The sequence below is a fragment of the Lysobacter sp. yr284 genome, assembly GCF_900107375.1.
Lineage (GTDB): Bacteria > Pseudomonadota > Gammaproteobacteria > Xanthomonadales > Xanthomonadaceae > Lysobacter.
Genome location: NZ_FNPT01000002.1, coordinates 119,106 through 137,527 on the forward strand (window position 1 = coordinate 119,106; position 18,422 = coordinate 137,527).

Below are 18,422 nucleotides of genomic sequence, written 5' to 3' on the forward strand. Positions count from 1 at the left end.
GCCGCGGTCGCGGCTCGCGCCGCTCCTACAGGGAGCGGTTTGTAGGCGCGGTCTCGCACAGGTGGCGGGCGCAGCGGCTGTAGGAGCTGCGCAAGCTGCGACCGCGGGGTAGCCGGTCGCGTCGCAAGCGCGGTGCCGCGGTCGCGGCTCGCGCCGCTCCTACAGGGAGCGGTTGCGAGCGCGTCGTGTAGGCGCGGTCTCGCACGGTTGGCGGGCGCAGCGGCTGTAGGCGCTGCGCAAGCTGCGACCGCGGGGTGGCCGGTCGCGTCGCAAGCGCGATGCCGCGCACGCGGCTCGCACGGTTCCTGGCAGGGAACGAACCCGAGCCCACAACGCAACAGGCCGCCCTAAGGCGGCCTGTCGAATGCGTGAAGCTGCGCGCGCTGCGGCGCGGGCTCAGATCCCGTCGACCCGGCGCGCTTCCATGAACTTGCCGCTCCAGTAGCCGCTGTCCAGGCTCGAGACGGTCACGTCCTTGCCGGTGCGCGGGGCGTGCACGAAGCGGCCGTCGCCGAGGTAGATGCCGACGTGGTCGACCCGGCCGCGGCGGCCGAAGAACACCAGGTCGCCTTCGGTCATGGCGTCGCGGTCGATCACTTCGCCGGTCTTGGCCATCTCGCGCGAGACGCGCGGCAGTTCGATGCCCAGGGCGTTGCGGAACACGTAGCCGACCAGGCCCGAGCAGTCGAAGCCCTGGTCCGGCGAGGTGCCGCCCCAGCGGTAGGGCGTGCCCAGCAGGGCCAGCGCCTTCTGCAGCATGCCCTTGATCCGGCCCTGCTCGGCGACCGGCAGGTCGGTCTTGCTCAGCGGGATGTCCTGGCCCTGGCCGAGCATGCGGTTCAGGTCGGTGGCCAGCATCAGGGCGCGGTCGGAGAGGGTCATCGCCTCCGGCAGCATGTGGCCGCCGCTGGCTTCCGGCGCGTCGGCCGAGTCGTTGCGCAGCGACGGGCCGCCCGGCAGCAGGGACGAGGCCATGCCGGCGGAGGTGGACTGGGCGAAGGCGGGAACGGCGCAGACCGCCAGGGCGGCGGTCAGCAGGATGCGTTGGGTGGCCCGGCGGCCGGGGCGTCGGCCTTGGGCGGTGTCGCGAGATGCTTGGGGGGTGGCAGTCTGGCGGTTGTGGCGATGGGTCGAAGTCGTCACTTAGTAATCACAGAGTCGTCACCGGAGAAGGACAATACCCGCCAGGCGAGACAGTGTGGTTCAAATTTCGTTAGAGGGCCGTAAACAGGCATGTGATTTTGCTCACATTTCTGACGTGTACGAGACCGCAGTCCTGTTCAGATTGTCTCAAATTTATCTGAGAATTCGCTTGGCGCCGCTGTAGTGATCGCGCCAGTACGGGCCGTCCAGGCGGTCCAGGCGGACCGTGCCGCCGCTGCTGGGGGCGTGGACGAAGCGGCCCTCGCCGACGTAGATGCCGACGTGGGTGACGCTGCCGGCGCTGCCGAAGAAGACCAGGTCGCCGGCGGCCAGGCGCAGCGGGTCGATGCGCGGGCCCTGGTAGCCGGCCAGGTCGCGCGAGGTGCGCGGCAGGTTCAGCGCCAGCATGTCGCGGTAGACGTAGTTGACCAAGCCGCTGCAGTCGAAGCCGCCTTCCGGGGTGTTGCCGCCGTAGCGGTAGGGCGTGCCGACCAGGCTGAAGGCGCGCATCAGCACGGCGTTGGCGGCCTGGGGGTTGTCCGGGTCCACGTGCGGCCAGGCCCGGGTCGGCTGGGCCGGCGGCGGGGTGCGGCGCACGGTTTGCTTGCCGCCGCCGCAGGCGGCCAGCAGGCCGCACAGGACGGCGGCGACGACCGCGGCGGGGAGCGGTCCCGGCCATGCGCGGCGCCCGCGAACTGGCGCGGGAGCGGTGTTGCCGGGATAATGCGCGGCCTTCGTCACGCCGATAGCTTGGCGGCTCGCGGCGGCGGCGACAAGACAATCCATGTGTCGTTTTGTGGCGGCCGGCGCAGCCTGGCCGTCGATTCCTCTACTTCCCCGGGCGCGTCGTGCGCGTCCACCAGCCGGACTAGCCATGAAAATCGAAAAAGATCGCGTCGTGCGTTTCCACTACACCGTAGCCGAGCAGGGCGGCGAGCCCGTCGAGAGCTCGGAAGACCGCGAACCGCTGGCGATCCTGATCGGCCACAACAACATCATCCCGGGCCTGGAAAAGGCGATGGACGGCCGCGAGGCCGGCGACAAGTTCGAAGTCGACGTGCCGGCGGCCGAGGCTTACGGCGAGCGCCAGGAAGGCCTGACCCAGCGCGTGCCGAAGAAGTACTTCAAGGACGCCAAGCTGGTCCCGGGCATGCAGGCGGTGCTGCCGACCAACTTCGGCCCGCGCGCGGTGACGATCCAGAAGGTCGGCATGAGCGTGGTCGACGTCGACCTGAACCACCCGATGGCGGGCAAGGACCTGCACTTCGCGATCGAGATCGTGGAAGTGCGCGAAGCCGCGGCGGAAGAGGTCGAGCACGGCCACGTCCATGGCGACGGCGGCCACGCCCACTGAGCCGCGCGGCCCGCTCGGGCCGCTGAGGCGATACCGGACGGCCCGCGCTTGCGGGCCGTTCGTTTTGTGGGACGGGTCGATCCGATGGCGCAGCGCGACCTGAGCGAAGGGCATCGGGGCTGAAGCCCCTCCCACAACAGCAGACCGGTGCGGCCGGGGCTTCTGAGGGATGACCTTCGGGGCTTTCGTGGCAGGGCCTTCAGGCCCGACGCTCTCGCATCCGATCGCCGTACCCACCGCCCCTTCCCACGCATACTCGCGGCGGCATTGCGCTGTCCGCTGCAGGCTTCCGTCGATGACCGCATCCGTCCCCGAACTCGCGCCCGTATCCGTCCCCGAGCGCGTGGCCGCGCTCGATGCGCTGCGCGGGCTGGCCTTGCTCGGCATCCTGCTAAGCAACCTCGCCGCTTTCGCCGGGCCGTTGTACGAGTTGCACGACGGCATCGATCCGGCGCTGCGCGGCGGCGACCGGGCGCTGGCGACGTTCGTCTACGTGGCGATCCGCGACAAGGCCTGGACCTTGTTCGCGCTGCTGTTCGGGATGGGCTTCGCCGCCATGCTCGGGCGCGCGCAGGCGACGGGGCGCGGGTTCGGCGCGGTCTACCTGCGCCGCAGCCTCGGCCTGGCCGCGATCGGCCTGGTCCATGCCTGGGCGATCTGGGCCGGCGACATCCTGGTCACCTACGCGCTGTGCGCGTTCGCGTTGCTGGCGCTGCGCCGGCTCTCCGACGAGGCCTGGCTGGCGCTGGGCTGCACGCTGTACCTGGCCGGGACCGGCTTCATGCTGCTGGTGGCCGCGTCGCTGACCCTGCCCGGCGTGGCCCAGGGCGGCGCGCGCGAACTGGCGCGGGCGCAGGCCGAGCGCGCGGCCGAGGTCGCGGCCTATGCCCACGGCGACTACGCCGCGGCGACCGCGCAGCGCGTGCATTTCTTCTTCGACACCACGCTGCCGGGCTGGGCGGTGATGCTGCCGCTGGCGTTGGGGCTGTTCCTGATCGGCGCGGCGCTGATGCGCAGCGGCACGCTCGCCGACCCGGCGCGCCATCGCGCGCGCCTGCAGGCGATGCTGCGTTACGGCGGCGCGTTCGGCGTCGGCCTGACCGCGGCCAGCGTGGCGCTGGAGCCGGCGCCGTCGGTGGCGGTGTACACCGCCTCGTCGGTGCTGGCGCAGACCCTGCACATCGCCGGCGGCTTGCCGCTGGCGCTGGCCGCGATCGCCGCGGTGGCGCTGCTGCTCGACGCCGGCGCGCGCTGGCCGCTGCGCTTCGCCGCCGCCGGACGCATGGCGCTGACCCATTACCTGGCGCAGTCGCTGGTCGCGACCTGGCTGTTGTACGGCCACGGCCTGGGCCAATGGGGCCGCTGGTCGTACAGCGCGCTGGTGCTGGCCGCGCTGGCGCTGTTCGCCGCGCAGATGGCGTTCAGCGCGTGGTGGCTGCAACGGTTCCGGTTCGGGCCGGTGGAATGGCTGTGGCGCGCCTTCACTTACGGGCGCTGGCCGCCGCTGCGGATCGAGCGCGGGCACGCGCGCCAGGTCTGAGCCGATCCGCGCCGCTGGTGCCGGGCGATGGACGCGGCGCCGCAACCCGGCGCCGGGCCGCGTAAAACACGACGGCCCGCCGAAGCGGGCCGTCGTCGCGCCGCCGCGCGGCGGCGCAGGCGAACCTCACGCCGCGGTCAGTTGACGTTGACCGCGCTCCACACCCGCGCCAGCGCGGTGTACTCGGCCGAGTTGGCGCCGTACAGGTCGGTCGCCGCCTGCAGCGTCCAGGTGCGCGCCTGCGGATAGGTCGTGCTGGAGACGAAGTAGCGGGTCAACGCGCGGTACATGATCGCGCCCATCTTGTTGCGGCCGATGCCGGCGATGGCGGTGTCGCCGTTGCAGACCATCTGCGCCTTGGTGTAGTTGAAGCCGGCCGGCACGTTGGCGCCTTCCGAGCCCAGGTAGAACACGCGGTTGAGCACGCCGGAGGTGTAGTGCGGGTCGAACGGGCCGCGCGCGTAGGTCTGCGAGGCGGTGAAGCCGCCGCTGGGATAGCAGACCTTCGACGCGCCGTCGGCGTCCTGCTTGAACATCTGGCGCAGCGCCTTCTTGTCGCCGGGGTTGCTGATGTAGACCTCTTCGCCGATCAGGTAGTCGCCCGGATCGTTGGCGTTGGCGACGCTGAACTCGACCAGGGTGCCGAAGATGTCGGAGATGCCCTCGTTGATGCCGCCGGAGTCCTTGATGTTGTAGTAGCCCAGCCGCGCGGTCGCGCCGGTGACGCCGTGGGTCATCTCGTGGCCGGCCACGTCCAGCGCCACCAGCGGGCGGTAGGTGGTGCCGTCGCCGTCGCCGTAGAGCATCGCCGAGCCGTCCCAGTAGGCGTTGACCAGGTTGGTCGGGCCGTAGTGGACGTAGCTCTTGACCCCGCGGCCGTCGTTGAAGATGCCGTTGCGGCCGTGCACGTTCTTGTAATAGTCCCAGGTCGCGGCGACGCCGTAGTGGGCGTCGGCGGCGGCGGAGGCGCGGTCGGAGGTGGTGTTGTTGCCCCACACGTTGTCGGCGTCCTTGAACAGCGTGCCGCTGGCGACGCTGCGGTTGCCGGCGTCGAGGGTCTGGCCGTTGCCGCGGTTGGGATCGGTCATCTCGAAACCGCCGCTGACCGAGTTGGTGACGATGCCGACGTTGCCCAGGGTCAGGGTCTTGCCGGTGCCGTTGGCGGCCGCGGCGTGGACGTGGTCCTCTTCGTGCAGCAGCGCGCCGTTGCTCGCGTCGATGAAGTAGCTGAGGTTGCCCGGCGCCGGGTCGTTGTTGCGTTCGCCGCGCACGTCGACCTGGTAGGCCAGGGTCGGCTCGACGCCGCGCGCGAACACCACCAACTGCGGCTGCGACACCGACGAGGCGGTGCCGTCGAACGCGGCGCCGGCCTCGATGCGGGCGCGCTCGGCGCCGATCGCCGGCTTCAGCGCGGGGCGGACGAGGGTGCGCATGTCGTCGCCCTGGCTGATCGACAGCAACTGGCCGTCGCGGCTGTGCACGACGAAGTCGCCGCCGACCACCGGCAGGCCCTGGTAGCTGCGCTCCATGCGCACGTGCTCGGTGCCGTCGCGGTCGATCATGACGTCGCGGGCGCTGAAGCCGTCGGCGGCGACGCGGTGCAACTGTTCGCCGGCGGCGCCGGCGAGCAGGCCGCGCGCGCGGGCGGCGGCGGGCGAGGCGTCGGCCTGCGCCGGCGAAGCCGAGGCGGCGGCCAGTTCGCTGCCGGCGCGCGCGCCGGTGCCGGCCGACAGCATCGCGATCGGCGAGTTGCGGTGCGCGGCCGCCGGCAGCGCGTTCGCGGCGGCGGCGGACGCGGCGCCGGCGGCGCGGGCACCGGCATCGGCGACGCGCGCGCCGGTTGCGGTGCCGCTGTCGGCCGACTGGCTTGCGAGCACGGCCACCGCGGCGAGGATGGCGGCGCCGAGCAGGGCGATCTTCGGTTGCATGTGCACTTCCCCTTCGAATCTAAATGGATGAAAGGTGGCCGCACGCCTTCGGCGCCGCGTCGCGCGCGGAACGTGAGGCGGCGGGCCGCAGCGGTGCGGCGGATAGGAATGGGGCCGTTCGCCGATGCAGCCATGGCACGTTAGGCGCGCTCGAAAGGCACGTCGAAGCTGAATCCCTTGTCGGCATCACACAATCGCGCACGCCGATTCGCTGCGCGTCACATATCGCTTTTTGCTCATGACGCCGCGGCGCGGGATTCGATCCGCGCGGGCGCGTCGGCGGCGTGCGCGTGCGCGCCAACGCGAACGGCCCGCGTGCGCGGGCCGTTCGTGAGCGCCGGGACGCGGCGCGGTGCCGCCGCAGGTCAGCCGACCTTGACCGCCGACCAGGCGCGCGCGACCGCCTGATGCTCGGCCGAACCGTTGCCGTACAGATCGGCCGCGGCCTGCAGCGTGCCGGCGCGCGCGCCGGGGTAGTCGGTGCTGGAGACGAAGTACTTGGTCAGCGCGCGATACCAGATCGCGCCGGCCTTGGCCAAACCGATGCCGGCGATGGCGGTGTCGCCGTTGCACGACAGGTCGGCCGCGGTCAGGCCCGCGTAGCCCGCCGGCGGCTGCGATCCCTGCGCCATCAGGTAGAAGGCCAGGTTGGCGACGCCGGAGGTGAAGTGCGGGTCGAACTTGTCGCCCTTCTTGGTATACGCGGCGGTGAAGCCGCCGGCCGGATAGCACTTGAACGAGGCCATGCCGTTGCTGCGGAAGGCCGCGTCCAGGTTCTGCTGGAACATCACCCGCAGCGGATGCTCCTGGCCGCCGGCGGCCGGGCGGAAGCGCAGCTTCTCGCCGATCAGGAAGTCGCCGGGATCGCTGGCGTTGCCGACGCTGAACTCGACCAGGGTGCCGAAGATGTCGGACACGGCTTCGTTGAGGCCGCCGGCATCCTTGATGCTGTAGTAGCCCAGCTTGGCGGTGGCGCCGGTGACGCCGTGGCTCATTTCGTGGCCGGCCACGTCGAGCGCGACCAGCGGCGTATTGCCGTTGCTGGCGTCGCCGTCGCCGTAGAGCATGGCGTTGCCGTCCCAGAAGGCGTTGAACACGTTGGCGCCGTAGTGGACGTAGCTCTTCACGCCCTTGCCGTCGTTCTTGATGCCGTTGCGGCCGTGCACGGCCTTGTAGTAATCCCAGGTCGCGGCCACGCCGTAGTGGGCGTCGACCGCCGCGCTCGCGCGGTCGCTGGTGGCGTTGTTGCCCCACACGTTGTCGGCGTCGGAGAACGCGGCGGCGAGGAAGGTGAACTGGTAGTTCTTGGCGTCCAGCGTCTGGCCGCCGCCGCGCGACGGGTCGGTCAGGGCGTAGCCGTTGTTGCTGGAGTCGGCGATGAGGCCGACGTTGCCCAGCAGCAGGCTCTTGCCGGTGCCGGCCGCGGCGGCGGCTTCGACGTGGTCCTCGGCTTCCAGCAGGCGGCCGTCGCGGGCGTCGAGGAAGTAGGAGAACACGCCCGGCGCCGGATCGTCGCGGCGTTCGCCGCGCAGATCGACCTGGTAGGCGAGCGTCGGCTCGATGCCGTTGCGCGCGTACACCACCAGCGTGGCCTGATCGAGTTCGGCGATGCGGCCATCGAAGTGCGCGCCGGCTTCGCGCCGCGCTTGCGCAGTGTCGATGCCCGGCTGCAGTTGCGGCCGCAGCGTGGTGCGCAGGTTGCCGCCCTGGGTGACCGAGAGCAGTTGGCCGTCGCGCGAATGCACGACCATGTCGGCGCCGATCACCGGCAGGCCCTGGTAGCTGCGTTCCATGCGCACGTGCTCGGTGCCGTCGCGGTCGATCATCACGTCGCGGGCGTTGAAGCCGTCGGCCTGGGCGAGATTGACCTCGCGCGCGGCGGCGGTGGCGAGCAGCTGGCGTGCGCGCTCGGCCGCCGCGGTGCGGTCGGCCTGTTCGGGCGAGCTGCTGGCCCAGGCCTGCTGGCTGCCGGGACGGGCGCGGGTGTCGGCCAGCGCGCGCAGCGCGGCGGTGTTCTGCGCGGCGGCAGCGAGGGCATGGGCGGAAGCGGCCGGCGTCGCCACGGCTGCGGTCCGGGCCGGATCAGCGGCGGCAGCGCTGCCGGCGACGACGGCGGGACCGGAGCGGGCGCCGTAGACGGCCACGCCGGCGAGCGCGGCGACGACGGCGGTGCTGAGTAGAGCGGTCTTCAACTGCATGGAAGCGGTCCCCGGAAAAGCGATGCGGAAGACGGCGCGCGGGACGGTCGGGCCCGTGGGGCCCGGCGCGGCGGCGCCGGAACGGCTCGGGCGGCGCGTCCGGCGACGGCGGACGGCGGCGCGGCGAGTCGGAATCCACGTTAGGGGCGGCCGATCGCGGCGATGCGGCCTGGAAACGTTTTTTCATAATTAGAAAATGCGACTTAAATCGCATTATTTTTGAATTAGGACGAGTCCTAAGGCGGGATTCGCTTGGCGCTAAGCAAACGCGTGCGAAGGCGGAACGAGGGCGGATATGCCGACGCACGCCTCCGGGGTGCGACGCCGGTAGCGCGAAGGCGCGCAAGCCTGGGCCGCTCGCGGCTTCGGCGCGCGCGGCGCCGGATCGGCTACAGCGAGCCGCCCGCTCGAGCAAAGCCGCGATCGTGCCGCGCCGCGCAACCGCGTCACCGAAACCCTGTATCCGATCCGCATCGCATCTGCATCGCCGTGCGCTCGTTACTATGTCGACGGCGCCGCGCGCGGATGCGTGCGGCGGTTGCAACCAAGCGACGGAGCACCATGGGCGCAGCGCAGGTGGATGTGGAAACGGCCGACCCCGCCGGGGCGCGGCGCGAGGACGTGGTGATCGTCGGCGCCGGCGTGATCGGCCTGGCCTGCGCGCTGATCCTGCTCGAGGACGGGCGCCGGGTGCGGGTGATCGATGCCGGCCGCATCGGCGGCGGCAGCTCGCACGGCAACTGCGGCACCATCACCCCCAGCCACGCCACCCCGCTGGCCGCGCCCGGCGTCATCGCGCAGGCGATCAAATGGGTGCTGACCCCGGACGCGCCGCTGTATTTGCATCCGCGGCTCGACCCGCAGCTGTGGGGCTGGCTGCTGCGCTTCGCCGCGCGCTGCAACGCACGCGACTGGCGCGCCAGCGCCGAGGCGAAGGCGGCGTTGCTCAACGATTCGCGCGAGCGCCTGCAGGACTGGGTGGCGCGGTACGGGCTGGTCTGCGAATTCGACGGCTCCGGCGTCGACTACGTGTTTCGCTCCGAGGCCGGCTACGCCCACGGCCAGCATGAGCTCGACCTGCTGCGCGAATTCGGCGTCGGCGTGGAACTGATCGACGGCGGCGCCTACGAGGCCCAGGACCCGGCGTTCAAGCCCGGCGTGGTCGGCGCGATCCGTTTCGCCCACGACGCGGTGCTGCGTCCGGACCGCTACGTCGCCGAGCTGGCGCGCGCGGTGCGCGAGCGCGGCGGCGAGTTGCAGGAATACTGCGCGCTCAAGGACCTGCGCGAGGACGCCGACGGCGTCGCGCTCGACACCAGCCACGGCGTGCTGCTGGCGCGCGAGGCGGTGGTGGCGCTGGGCGCGTGGTCGCCGAAGCTGGCCGAGGCCATCGGTCTGCCGGCGCTGAAGGCCGCGATCCAGCCCGGCAAGGGCTATTCGATCACCTACGACCGGCCGCAGCTGCTGCCGCGGCGGCCGGTGGTGCTGAAGGAGCCCAAGGTCTGCGTGACCATGTGGGACAGCGGCTACCGGCTCGGCAGCACCATGGAATTCTCGGGTTACGACGAAAGCCTCAACCCGCGCCGGCTGGCGGCGCTGGAGCGCGGCGCGGCGCAGTTCCTGCACCAGCCGCTGGGCCCGGTCGAGCGCGAGCGCTGGTACGGCTGGCGGCCGATGAGCATCGACGACGTGCCGCTGATCGGCCGCGTGCCGGGCCGCCGGCGGCTGTGGATCGCCAACGGCCACGGCATGATGGGCGTGAGCATGAGCGCCGGCACCGGCCAGCTGCTGGCCGACCTGATCGGCGGGCGCGCGCCCGCGATCGACCCGCATCCCTATCGACCGGAACGCATTGCATGAGCGAGAACGACGTGAGCGAGCGACAAGCCCAATTCGACCTGATCGTCGTCGGCGGCGGTTCCGGCGGCCTGGCCGGCGCGTTCCGCGCGGCCGAGCACGGCGCGCGGGTGGCGCTGCTGGAACCCAGCCTGCTCGGCGGCACCTGCGTCAACGTCGGCTGCGTGCCGAAGAAAGCGATGTGGCTGGCCGCCGACATCGGCGCCAAGCTGCGCATGGCCCAGTCGCTGGGCTTCGCCGTCGACGCGCCGCCGCAGCAGCCGTGCGAACTGGACTGGCCGACCTTCATCGTCCACCGCCAGCGCTACATCGCCGGCATCCACGACAGCTACCGCAAGCGCCTGGACAAGGCCGGCATCGTGGTCGCGCCGATGCGCGCGCGCCTGCTCGACGCGGGCACGGTGGAGTGCGAGAACGGCGCGCGCATGGGCGCCTCGCGCATCCTCATCGCCACCGGCGGCCACGCGGTCAAGCCGGCGATCCCCGGCGCGCAGCTGGGCGGCACCTCCGACGATTTCTTCCAGTGGACCGCCGCGCCCAAGCGCGTGGCCATCGTCGGCGCCGGCTACATCGCGGTCGAGCTGGCCGGGGTGCTGCAGGCGCTGGGCAGCCAGGTCGAACTGTTCGCGCGCGGCCAGCGGCTGCTGGAGGGCTTCGACCACGAACTCACCGCGCAACTGGCCGACGACTACTGCCAGAGCGGCGTGCGCCTGCACTTCGGCCACGCCGTCGCCGCGCTGGAGGCCGACGGCGCGCGGGTGCGGGTGCGCTGCGCCGACGGCTCGCTGAGCGAGCCGTTCGACCGGGTGCTGTTCGCGACCGGGCGCAAGCCCAACACCGCCGGCCTGGGCCTGGAACGCGCGGGCGTGGCGCTGGACGAAAACGGCTTCATCCGCATCGACGCGCTCAACGCCACCGGCGTGGCCGGCATCGACGCGGTCGGCGACGTCACCACCGACCCGCCGCTGACCCCGGTGGCGATCGCCGCCGCGCGCCGGCTGATGGACAGGCTCTACGGCGGCGGCAGCGCCACCTTGGACCGCAACGACATCCCCACCGTGGTGTTCGCGCATCCGCCGATCGGCAAGGTCGGGCTGACCGAGGCCGAGGCGCGGGCGCGGCATGGTGACAATCTGCACATCTATCGTGCCGGATTTCGGCCGATGCTGTACGCCCTGGCCGAGTCGCCGCAGCGCAGCCTGTTCAAGCTGGTCTGCGTCGGCCAGGAGCGCCGCGTGGTCGGCATCCACCTGCTCGGCGACGCCGCCGACGAGATGCTGCAAGGCTTCGCGGTGGCGCTCAAGCGCGGCATCACCCTGGACGACCTGCGCGATACGGTCGCCCTCCATCCGACCAGCGCCGAGGAAGTGGTGCTGATGCGCTGAAGGCCGCCGCCCTCGCGCCTGGTCGACCGATCACCCCTCAGGCAGGACGGACGAATGAGCAAGGGCAGGGCAGGCGGGATGCGGCGCGGCGCGGTGCGCGCGCTGGGAATGGCGGCGTTGTCGTCGCTGCTGTCGTCGGCGTTCGCGGCCGCGCCGGCGCGGCCGGCGTTCGATATCGACGACCTGCTCAGCGCGCCGCAGCCCGAGCAGCTCACCGCCGCGGCGGCGGTGCCGGTCATCGCCTGGGTCGCCAACGAGCGCGGCGTGCGCAACCTGTGGAGCGCGCGCGCGCCGCAGTTCGTCCCGCGCAAGCTCAGCGGCTACGACGAGGACGACGGCCAGCTGCTGACCGGCCTGCAGCTCAGCCGCGACGGCCGCTGGCTGGCCTACGTGCGCGGCGGCAGCGCCGATGCGGCCGGCAGCAACAGCAATCCCGACTGGAATCCCGACGGCCGCGAGCAGGCGGTGTGGGTGGTCGCCAGCGACGGCAGCGGCCAGCCGCAGCGCATCGCCGCCGGCCGTTCGGTGTCGTTCGCGCCGGGCGGCGATGCGCTGATCGTGCAGGGCCGCAGCCTGGGCTGCCATGCGCTGCCGGGCGCCGCCGCGCCGTCGTGGTGCAAGGAAGCGCTGCTCAAGACCCGCGGCGCCAACAGCGCCGGGGAGTTTTCCCCCGACGGCAAGTCGCTGGCCTTCGTCAGCAACCGCGGCGACCACAGCTTCATCGGCCTGCTCGACCTGGAAAAGCGCCAGGTGCGCTGGATGGGCGCGGATTTCAACAACGACGCCAGTCCGGCGTTCTCGCCGGACGGACGCCGGATCGCGTTCCTGCGCACCGATGCGGCGCGGCCGGGCGAATCCTTCGATCTGACCAAAGCCAATCCGTTCGAGATCTGGGTCGCCGATACCGATACGGGGCTGGCGAACCGGGTGTTCCGCTCCAGCGACAACGCCGGCGGCTACGCCCAGTTCAACGGCGCCGATCCGCTGATGTGGAGCCGCGACGGCCGCCTGATCTTCGCCTCCGAGCAAAGCGGCTGGCTGCACTGGTACGCGCTCGCGCCCGAAGGCGGCACGCCGCAAGCGCTGAGCCGCGGCGAATGCGAGGCCGAGAGCGTGGCCCTGGCCGAGGACGGCGCGTTCGTGTTCAGCGGCAACTGCGCGCAGATCGATTACCGCCAGGTCTTCAGCGTGGACGCGCAGGGCAAGGCGCAGACCTTGCTGACCGCGAAGCAGGAGATCGCGGTCGAACCGCTGCCGCTGGCCGGCGGCGAGTGGATCGCGCTGCGCCACGCCGACGCGCGCCGGCCGACCGCGATCGCGGTGATGCCGCGCGCGGGCGGCGAGCCCCGGCGGATCTTCCCGGCGCAGCTGCCCGAACGCTTCCCGCTCGACGCGCTGGTGCAGCCGGCGACGATCACCCTCAAGGCCAGCGACGGCATCGTTTCGCACGCGACCGTGTTCGAGCCGCCGGCCTCGTTCAAGGGCAAGCGCCCGGCGCTGGTTTATGTGCACGGCGGCCCGATCCGGCAGATGCTGCCGGGCTGGCATTACAGCGGCTATTACTACAGCGACTACGCCAACAACCAGTGGCTGGCCAGCCGCGGCTACGTGGTGCTGGCGCTGAACTACCGCGACGGCACCGGCTATGGGCAGACGTTCCGCCTGGCCGAGAAGCAAGGCCCGCGCGGGGCGTCGGAGTACCAGGACGTGCTCGCCGCGCACGCGTGGCTGGCCGCGCGCGGCGACGTCGATGCGCGCCGCATCGGCATCTACGGCGGCTCCTACGGCGGCTTCCTCACTTCGACCGCGCTGGCGCGCAACTCCGACCTGTTCGCCGCCGGCGCCGACCGCCACGGCGTGCACGACTGGCGCGAGAGCGCCAAGGGCGGCGACAACAGCGGCCTGTGGGGGCTCAAGCCCGACGAACTCGAACTGGCGTTCCAGTCCTCGCCGGTCTCGCGCATCGACGGCTGGCGCTCGCCGGTGCTGGTGATCCACGGCGACGACGACCGCGCGGTGAAGTTCGCCCAGGGCATCGACCTGGTCGAGCGCCTGCGCGAGCGCAAGCTGCCGGTGCAGACCCTGGTGATTCCCGACGAAGACCATCTGTTCCTGCGCCATGCGACCTGGCTCAAGGTGCATCGCACCACCGAGGCGTTCTTCCGGCGGCAGCTCAAGCCCGGCGATTGAGCGCTCGCGGCGGCGCGCGGCGCCAGGAGGCGGCATGCAAGGAGTTCGCACGCACGCTCGTACTCGCCTGCTGCGCATCGGCGCCGCTGCGCTGGCGGCGTCGCTGGCTGCGGCGCCGGCGGCGTCCGCCTTCGACATCGACGACCTGCTCGCCCCGTCGCAGCCCGAACAACTGGTCGCCGCCGCCGACGCGCCGCTGATCGCCTGGGTCGGCAACGAGCGCGGCGTGCGCAACGTATGGATGGCGCGGGCGCCGCGGTTCGAACCGCGGCGGTTGACCGGCTACGACCGCGACGACGGGCAGTTGCTGGGTGGACTGCAGCTCAGCCGCGACGGCCGCTGGCTGGTCTACGTGCGCGGCAACAAGGCCGATGGGGCCGGCCAGGAAGGCAACCCCGACGGCGATCCCGACGGCCGCGAGCAGGCGGTGTGGGCGGTGGCCACCGACGGCGCCGGCGCGCCGCAGCGCATCGCCGCCGGCCGCGCGGCGTTGCTGTCGCCGCGCGGCGATGCGGTGGTGGTGCAGCAGGCGCGCGCATTGGCCTGCCATGGCTTGCCGGACGCGCCGCCGCCATCGTGGTGCAAGCCGCTGCTGCTGAACCTGCGCGGCCGCAACCGCGCCGCCGCGTTTTCGCCCGACGGCCGGCTGCTGGCCGTCGTCAGCGACCGCGGCGACCGCGCCTTCGTCGGCGTACTCGACCTGGATGCGCGCGCGCTGCGCTGGATGGGCCCGGACTTCAACCGCGACAGCGAGCCGGCGTTCTCGCCCGACGGCCGCCGCATCGCGTTCCTGCGCATCGCCGCCGGCCGGCCGCAGGCGCCGTACGACCTGAGCCGGGCGACGCCGTTCGAACTGTGGACCGCCGATGTCGCCGACGGCCGCGCGCGCCGGGTCTTCGTCAGCAACGCGCGCGCCGGCGGCTACGAGCAATACAACGATGCGCCCACCTTGTTGTGGGCCGGAGACGGCCGCCTGCTGTTCGCCTCCGAACAGGACGGCTGGCGGCGCTGGTACGCGCTTTCGCCCGAGGGCGGAGCGCCGCGCGCGTTGAGCCGCGGCCGCTGCGAGGCCGAAACCGTGGCCCTGGCGGCGGACGGCGCGCTGGTGTTCAGTGGCAACTGCGCGCAGCTCGATCATCGCCAGTTGTTCGCGGTCGGCGCCGGCGGCCGCCAGCGGCAGCTGACGCCGACGCGCGAGATCGCCAGCGAGCCGGTCGCGGTCGCGGGCGGGCAATGGCTGGCCCTGCGCCATGCCGATGCGCGCCTGCTGACCGCGATCGCGGTGTTGCCGCGCGCCGGCGGCGCGCCGCGGCGGATCTTCCCGGCGCAGCTGCCCGAACGCTTCGCGCTGGCGCGATTGCGCGCGCCGCGCACGATCGAACTGACCGCCGCCGACGGCCTGCGCACGCACGCGTTCGTGTTCGAGCCGCCGGGCCCGGCGCGAACGCGCCGCGCGGCCATCGTCTACGTCCACGGCGGACCGATCTGGCAGACGCTGCCGGGCTGGCACTACGACAGTTATTTCGCCCACGACTACGCGATGAACCAATGGCTGGCCAGCCAGGGCTATGTGGTGCTGGCGCTGAACTTCCGCGCCGGCACCGGCTACGGCCAGGCGTTCCGGCTGGCCGCGCAGCAGGGGCCGCGCGGCGCCTCCGAGTACCGCGACGTGCTCGCCGCGCAGGCGTGGCTGGCCGCGCGCGCGGACGTCGATCCGCGCCGCATCGGCATCTACGGCGGTTCGTTCGGCGGCTTCCTGACCGCGCTGGCGCTGGCGCGCGACTCCGACAAGTTCGCCGCCGGCGTCGACCGCCACGGCGTGCACGACTGGCGCGAAGCGGCCAACGGCGGCGACAACAGCGCGTTGTGGGGCCTGCGGCCCGATGAGCTGGAACTGGCCTGGCGATCCTCGCCGGCGTTCGACGCGGCGCGCTGGCGCTCGCCGTTGCTGCTGATCCACGGCGACGACGACCGCGCGGTGCGCTACGCCCAAAGCCTTGCGCTCGCCGCCGCGCTGCGCGCCCGCGGCGTGAGCGTGGAAACCCTGGCCCTGCCCGACGAGGACCACGTTTTCGCCCGCCACGCCAGCTGGCTGCGCGCGCATCGCAGTACCATGCACTTCTTCCGCCGGCACCTGCCGACCGGCGAGGACGCCACCGAACCATGAACATTCCCGCCCCCGTCTGGCCCGTGTTCCAGCTGCATCGCGGCCACGCGCCGCTGCTGATCAGCCTGCCGCACGACGGCTCGATGATTCCCGACGAATTTTCCGCGCGCATGGTCGAGTCCGCGCGGCATGCGCCGGACACCGACTGGCACGTCTCGCGCCTGTACGGCTTCGCCCGCGAGCTCGGCGCCTCGATCCTGGTGCCGCGCTACTCGCGCTACGTCGTCGACCTCAACCGTCCGCCCGACGACACCTCGCTGTACCCGGGCCAGAACACCACCGGCCTGTGCCCGGCGGTACAGTTCAGCGGCGAGCCGGTCTACCTCGACGGCCAGGCGCCGGACGAGGCCGAAGTGGCGCAGCGCGTGGAACTGTACTGGCGCCCGTACCACGAGACCCTGGTCGCCGAGCTCGACCGCATCCGCGGCGAACACGGCCGCGCGCTGCTGTGGGAAGGCCATTCGATCCGCGGCGAAGTGCCGTTCCTGTTCGACGGCCGCCTGCCCGACCTCAACCTCGGCACCGCCGCCGGCCACAGCTGCCAGCCGGCCACCCAGGCGCGCCTGGAAGCGGTGCTGGCGGGGCAGGGCGAGTACGACTGGGTCGCCAACGGCCGCTTCAAGGGCGGCTACATCACCCGCCATTACGGCGATCCGCAGATCGAAGTCGAAGCGGTGCAGCTGGAGCTGAGCCAGCGCAACTATATGGACGAGGATTCCTTCGCCTACGACGAGGCCAAGGCGGCCAAGCTGCAGCCGCTGCTGCGCGCGCTGTTGCAGGCGGCGCTGGATTCGCAGCGCGGATGAGCCCGGCGCGCGGCGCAGCGGCAGGCGGCGGCGAGGGCCCCGCGGACAAATCCGCGCCGGCGCCGCTGTCGCTGGCCCAGGCGCGCGCGCTGCACCTGCACGCCCAGGGCCTGCTCGCGCGTCCGCGCCGGCGCGCGCGCAAGGCCGACGCGCTGGCGGCGATCGCGCGCATGCAGCTGTTGCAGATCGATACGATCCACGTGGTCGCGCGCAGCCCGTACCTGGTGCTGTTCTCGCGCCTGGGCGGGTACGAGCCGCGTTGGCTGGAAGAACTGCTGGCGCAGCGCGCGATCTTCGAAGTGTGGGCGCACGAAGCCTGCTTCGCGCCGATGGACGATTACCTGTTGCACCGCAACGCGCTGCACCAGCGCGAACACCATTGGGCGATCCGCAACGCTCAGCGCCACCGCGCCGGCCGCGGCGGCGAGATCGACCGCCTGCTCGCGCACATCCGCGCGCTCGGCCCGGTCAAGTCCTCGGACTTCGAGCGCGAGGACAAGGGCCAGGGCGGCGGCTGGTGGGGCTGGAAGGACGAGAAGCGCTGGCTCGAAGCCGGCTTCGCCCTGGGCGAGTTGATGGTGGCGCGGCGCGAGAACTTCCAGCGCGTCTACGACCTGGCCGAACGCGTGGCCGGCGTCGCGGTGCCGGACTGGGATCGCACCGCGATCGAACCGGCGCAGGTGCGCCGCGACACGATCCTCAAGTCGGTGGCCGCGCTCGGCATCGCCCAGGCGCGCTGGATCGCCGACTACTACCGGACCAAGCCGCGCCTGCGCGACCGCGACCTCGACGAACTGGTCGCGCACGGCGCGCTGCTGCGGGTGGCGGTGAAGGGCTGGGACGCGCCCGGCTACGTCCATCCCGAGCACGCCGACGCGCTGGCCAAGGCCGCCGCGGGCCGCCTGCGCGCGACCCGCAGCACGCTGCTGTCGCCGTTCGACCCGGTGGTGTGGGATCGCGAACGCGCGCGCGAATTCTTCGGCTTCGACTACACCCTGGAGTGCTACACGCCCGAGCCCAAGCGCCGCTACGGCTATTTCGTGCTGCCGATCCTGGCGCGCGGGCGGCTGGTGGGGCGCTTGGACGCGAAGGCGCACCGCGCGGCGGGGGTGTTCGAGGTCAAGGCCTTGTATCTGGAAGAGGGCGCCGAGGGCGACGCGGCCCTGGCCGAGGACATCGCTGCGGCGATCGACGAATGCGCGCGCTGGCACGGCACGCCGCAGGTCAAGCTCGGCCGCTGCAGGCCCGCGGCGTTCGCCAGGCCGCTCAAGACGGCGCTGGCCGCCCTGGCGCGCGCGGGCTAGGCGCGCTCGGCCAGGAACAGGTAGGCGGCCAGCAGCCCCAGCAGCGGGATCAGGTTCAACACCAGGGCCGGCACCGCCAGCCCGCGGCGTTCGCCGCGGAACAGCGCGACGATGGCGAGCAGGCTGCCGAACAGCCAGCTCGCCGCGCTGTACAGCACCGCCTTGCCGGTGCAGTGCAGGCTCCAGTCGCCGCACTGGGCGTCGGGGGTCAGGCCGAACACGATCAGCCAGGCCGCGGCCGGGCCGAGCAACAGCGCGCACCAGGCCAGCGCGCCGAACAAACGGCCGCGCGAGGGTTCGGGATCGACGAGGTCGTCGGGCGCGGACAGGCCGTAACCGGCGCGGCGGTCAACGGCCACGGCGGCGGTCTGCGCGGTCGGCGGCGGAAAAACGCCCGCGCGCGGCGGGCAGGGCAGTGCGGCATCCTTTCATATCGATCTCCTGGCCGGTTATCGATGCGCGCACCTTGGCGCATCGGGCGGCAGCGCGGCGTGACGGCCGCGGGCAACAACAGCGGACAGCGCGCGGCAGAAGCCAGAGGCGGGCGAAG

At 72.2% G+C, this 18,422-nt stretch carries 13 protein-coding genes; 8 read left to right on the plus strand and 5 right to left on the minus strand.

Annotation, left to right across the window (positions count from 1 at the left end; all coding sequences use genetic code 11):
• Nucleotides 1-396: 396 nt before the first annotated feature.
• Nucleotides 397-1,041 carry a C40 family peptidase gene (locus BLV01_RS05590; protein WP_254782537.1) on the minus strand — a complete coding sequence of 215 codons (645 nt, stop codon included), beginning with the start codon at nucleotides 1,039-1,041 and terminating at the stop codon, nucleotides 397-399.
• Between the two features lie 255 nt (nucleotides 1,042-1,296).
• Nucleotides 1,297-1,782 carry a C40 family peptidase gene (locus BLV01_RS05595; protein WP_254782538.1) on the minus strand — a complete coding sequence of 162 codons (486 nt, stop codon included), beginning with the start codon at nucleotides 1,780-1,782 and terminating at the stop codon, nucleotides 1,297-1,299.
• Nucleotides 1,783-2,017: 235 nt separating this feature from the next.
• Between BLV01_RS05595 and BLV01_RS05600 the strand changes: the two genes are divergently transcribed.
• Both BLV01_RS05600 and BLV01_RS05605 read left to right on the plus strand, forming a co-directional pair.
• Nucleotides 2,018-2,497 carry an FKBP-type peptidyl-prolyl cis-trans isomerase gene (locus BLV01_RS05600; protein ID WP_091795085.1) on the plus strand — a complete coding sequence of 160 codons (480 nt, stop codon included), beginning with the start codon at nucleotides 2,018-2,020 and terminating at the stop codon, nucleotides 2,495-2,497.
• 295 nt (nucleotides 2,498-2,792) lie between these two features.
• Nucleotides 2,793-4,037, plus strand: a complete 1,245-nt coding sequence (locus BLV01_RS05605) for a DUF418 domain-containing protein (protein ID WP_175485787.1) — start codon at nucleotides 2,793-2,795, stop codon at nucleotides 4,035-4,037.
• A 137-nt stretch (nucleotides 4,038-4,174) separates the two neighbouring features.
• Here BLV01_RS05605 and BLV01_RS05610 read toward each other — a convergent pair whose 3' ends face one another.
• On the minus strand, nucleotides 4,175-5,773 hold the full coding sequence (locus BLV01_RS05610; protein WP_091795873.1) for a M4 family metallopeptidase: 1,599 nt from the start codon (nucleotides 5,771-5,773) through the stop codon (nucleotides 4,175-4,177).
• A gap of 557 nt (nucleotides 5,774-6,330) precedes the next feature.
• Complete coding sequence (locus tag BLV01_RS05615) at nucleotides 6,331-8,163, minus strand: M4 family metallopeptidase (protein WP_217633454.1); 1,833 nt, start codon at nucleotides 8,161-8,163, stop codon at nucleotides 6,331-6,333.
• Nucleotides 8,164-8,724: 561 nt separating this feature from the next.
• Between BLV01_RS05615 and BLV01_RS05620 the strand changes: the two genes are divergently transcribed.
• Genes BLV01_RS05620 through BLV01_RS05645 form a run of 6 tightly spaced genes read left to right on the plus strand, consistent with a single transcriptional unit; the run spans nucleotide 8,725 to nucleotide 17,872 of the window.
• Nucleotides 8,725-10,023 (plus strand): NAD(P)/FAD-dependent oxidoreductase, encoded by a 1,299-nt coding sequence (locus BLV01_RS05620; protein WP_091795090.1) that lies wholly within the window; start codon nucleotides 8,725-8,727, stop codon nucleotides 10,021-10,023.
• Nucleotides 10,020-11,405, plus strand: coding sequence for a glutathione-disulfide reductase (gorA, locus tag BLV01_RS05625; protein ID WP_091795093.1), 1,386 nt, complete (start codon nucleotides 10,020-10,022; stop codon nucleotides 11,403-11,405). Before BLV01_RS05620 ends, gorA begins: the two co-directional genes overlap by 4 nt.
• A 54-nt stretch (nucleotides 11,406-11,459) precedes the next feature.
• A complete protein-coding gene (locus tag BLV01_RS05630) occupies nucleotides 11,460-13,595 on the plus strand; it encodes a prolyl oligopeptidase family serine peptidase (protein WP_091795096.1) in 2,136 nt (711 codons plus the stop codon).
• 34 nt (nucleotides 13,596-13,629) lie between these two features.
• Complete coding sequence (locus BLV01_RS05635) at nucleotides 13,630-15,762, plus strand: S9 family peptidase (RefSeq protein ID WP_175485788.1); 2,133 nt, start codon at nucleotides 13,630-13,632, stop codon at nucleotides 15,760-15,762.
• Nucleotides 15,759-16,568, plus strand: a complete 810-nt coding sequence (gene hutG, locus BLV01_RS05640) for an N-formylglutamate deformylase (RefSeq protein ID WP_091795102.1) — start codon at nucleotides 15,759-15,761, stop codon at nucleotides 16,566-16,568. Before BLV01_RS05635 ends, hutG begins: the two co-directional genes overlap by 4 nt.
• Nucleotides 16,565-17,872 carry a winged helix-turn-helix domain-containing protein gene (locus tag BLV01_RS05645; RefSeq protein WP_091795105.1) on the plus strand — a complete coding sequence of 436 codons (1,308 nt, stop codon included), beginning with the start codon at nucleotides 16,565-16,567 and terminating at the stop codon, nucleotides 17,870-17,872. The genes hutG and BLV01_RS05645 overlap by 4 nt, the downstream gene beginning before the upstream one ends.
• On the opposite strand, the gene BLV01_RS05650 is transcribed toward BLV01_RS05645, so the two are convergent.
• On the minus strand, nucleotides 17,869-18,231 hold the full coding sequence (locus BLV01_RS05650; RefSeq protein ID WP_091795108.1) for a hypothetical protein: 363 nt from the start codon (nucleotides 18,229-18,231) through the stop codon (nucleotides 17,869-17,871). The genes BLV01_RS05645 and BLV01_RS05650 overlap by 4 nt on opposite strands.
• Nucleotides 18,232-18,422: the final 191 nt, after the last annotated feature.

What these genes read in the sequence shown, in the direction of transcription:
- BLV01_RS05600 (WP_091795085.1), top strand. Translation starts at nt 2,018, where the DNA reads ATGAAAATCGAAAAAGATCGCGTCGTGCGTTTCCACTACACCGTAGCC.
- BLV01_RS05615 (WP_217633454.1), bottom strand. Translation starts at nt 8,163, where the DNA reads ATGCAGTTGAAGACCGCTCTACTCAGCACCGCCGTCGTCGCCGCGCTC.
- hutG (WP_091795102.1), top strand. Translation starts at nt 15,759, where the DNA reads ATGAACATTCCCGCCCCCGTCTGGCCCGTGTTCCAGCTGCATCGCGGC.
- BLV01_RS05605 (WP_175485787.1), top strand. Translation starts at nt 2,793, where the DNA reads ATGACCGCATCCGTCCCCGAACTCGCGCCCGTATCCGTCCCCGAGCGC.
- BLV01_RS05620 (WP_091795090.1), top strand. Translation starts at nt 8,725, where the DNA reads ATGGGCGCAGCGCAGGTGGATGTGGAAACGGCCGACCCCGCCGGGGCG.
- gorA (WP_091795093.1), top strand. Translation starts at nt 10,020, where the DNA reads ATGAGCGAGAACGACGTGAGCGAGCGACAAGCCCAATTCGACCTGATC.
- BLV01_RS05610 (WP_091795873.1), bottom strand. Translation starts at nt 5,773, where the DNA reads ATGCTGTCGGCCGGCACCGGCGCGCGCGCCGGCAGCGAACTGGCCGCC.
- BLV01_RS05645 (WP_091795105.1), top strand. Translation starts at nt 16,565, where the DNA reads ATGAGCCCGGCGCGCGGCGCAGCGGCAGGCGGCGGCGAGGGCCCCGCG.
- BLV01_RS05630 (WP_091795096.1), top strand. Translation starts at nt 11,460, where the DNA reads ATGAGCAAGGGCAGGGCAGGCGGGATGCGGCGCGGCGCGGTGCGCGCG.
- BLV01_RS05635 (WP_175485788.1), top strand. Translation starts at nt 13,630, where the DNA reads ATGCAAGGAGTTCGCACGCACGCTCGTACTCGCCTGCTGCGCATCGGC.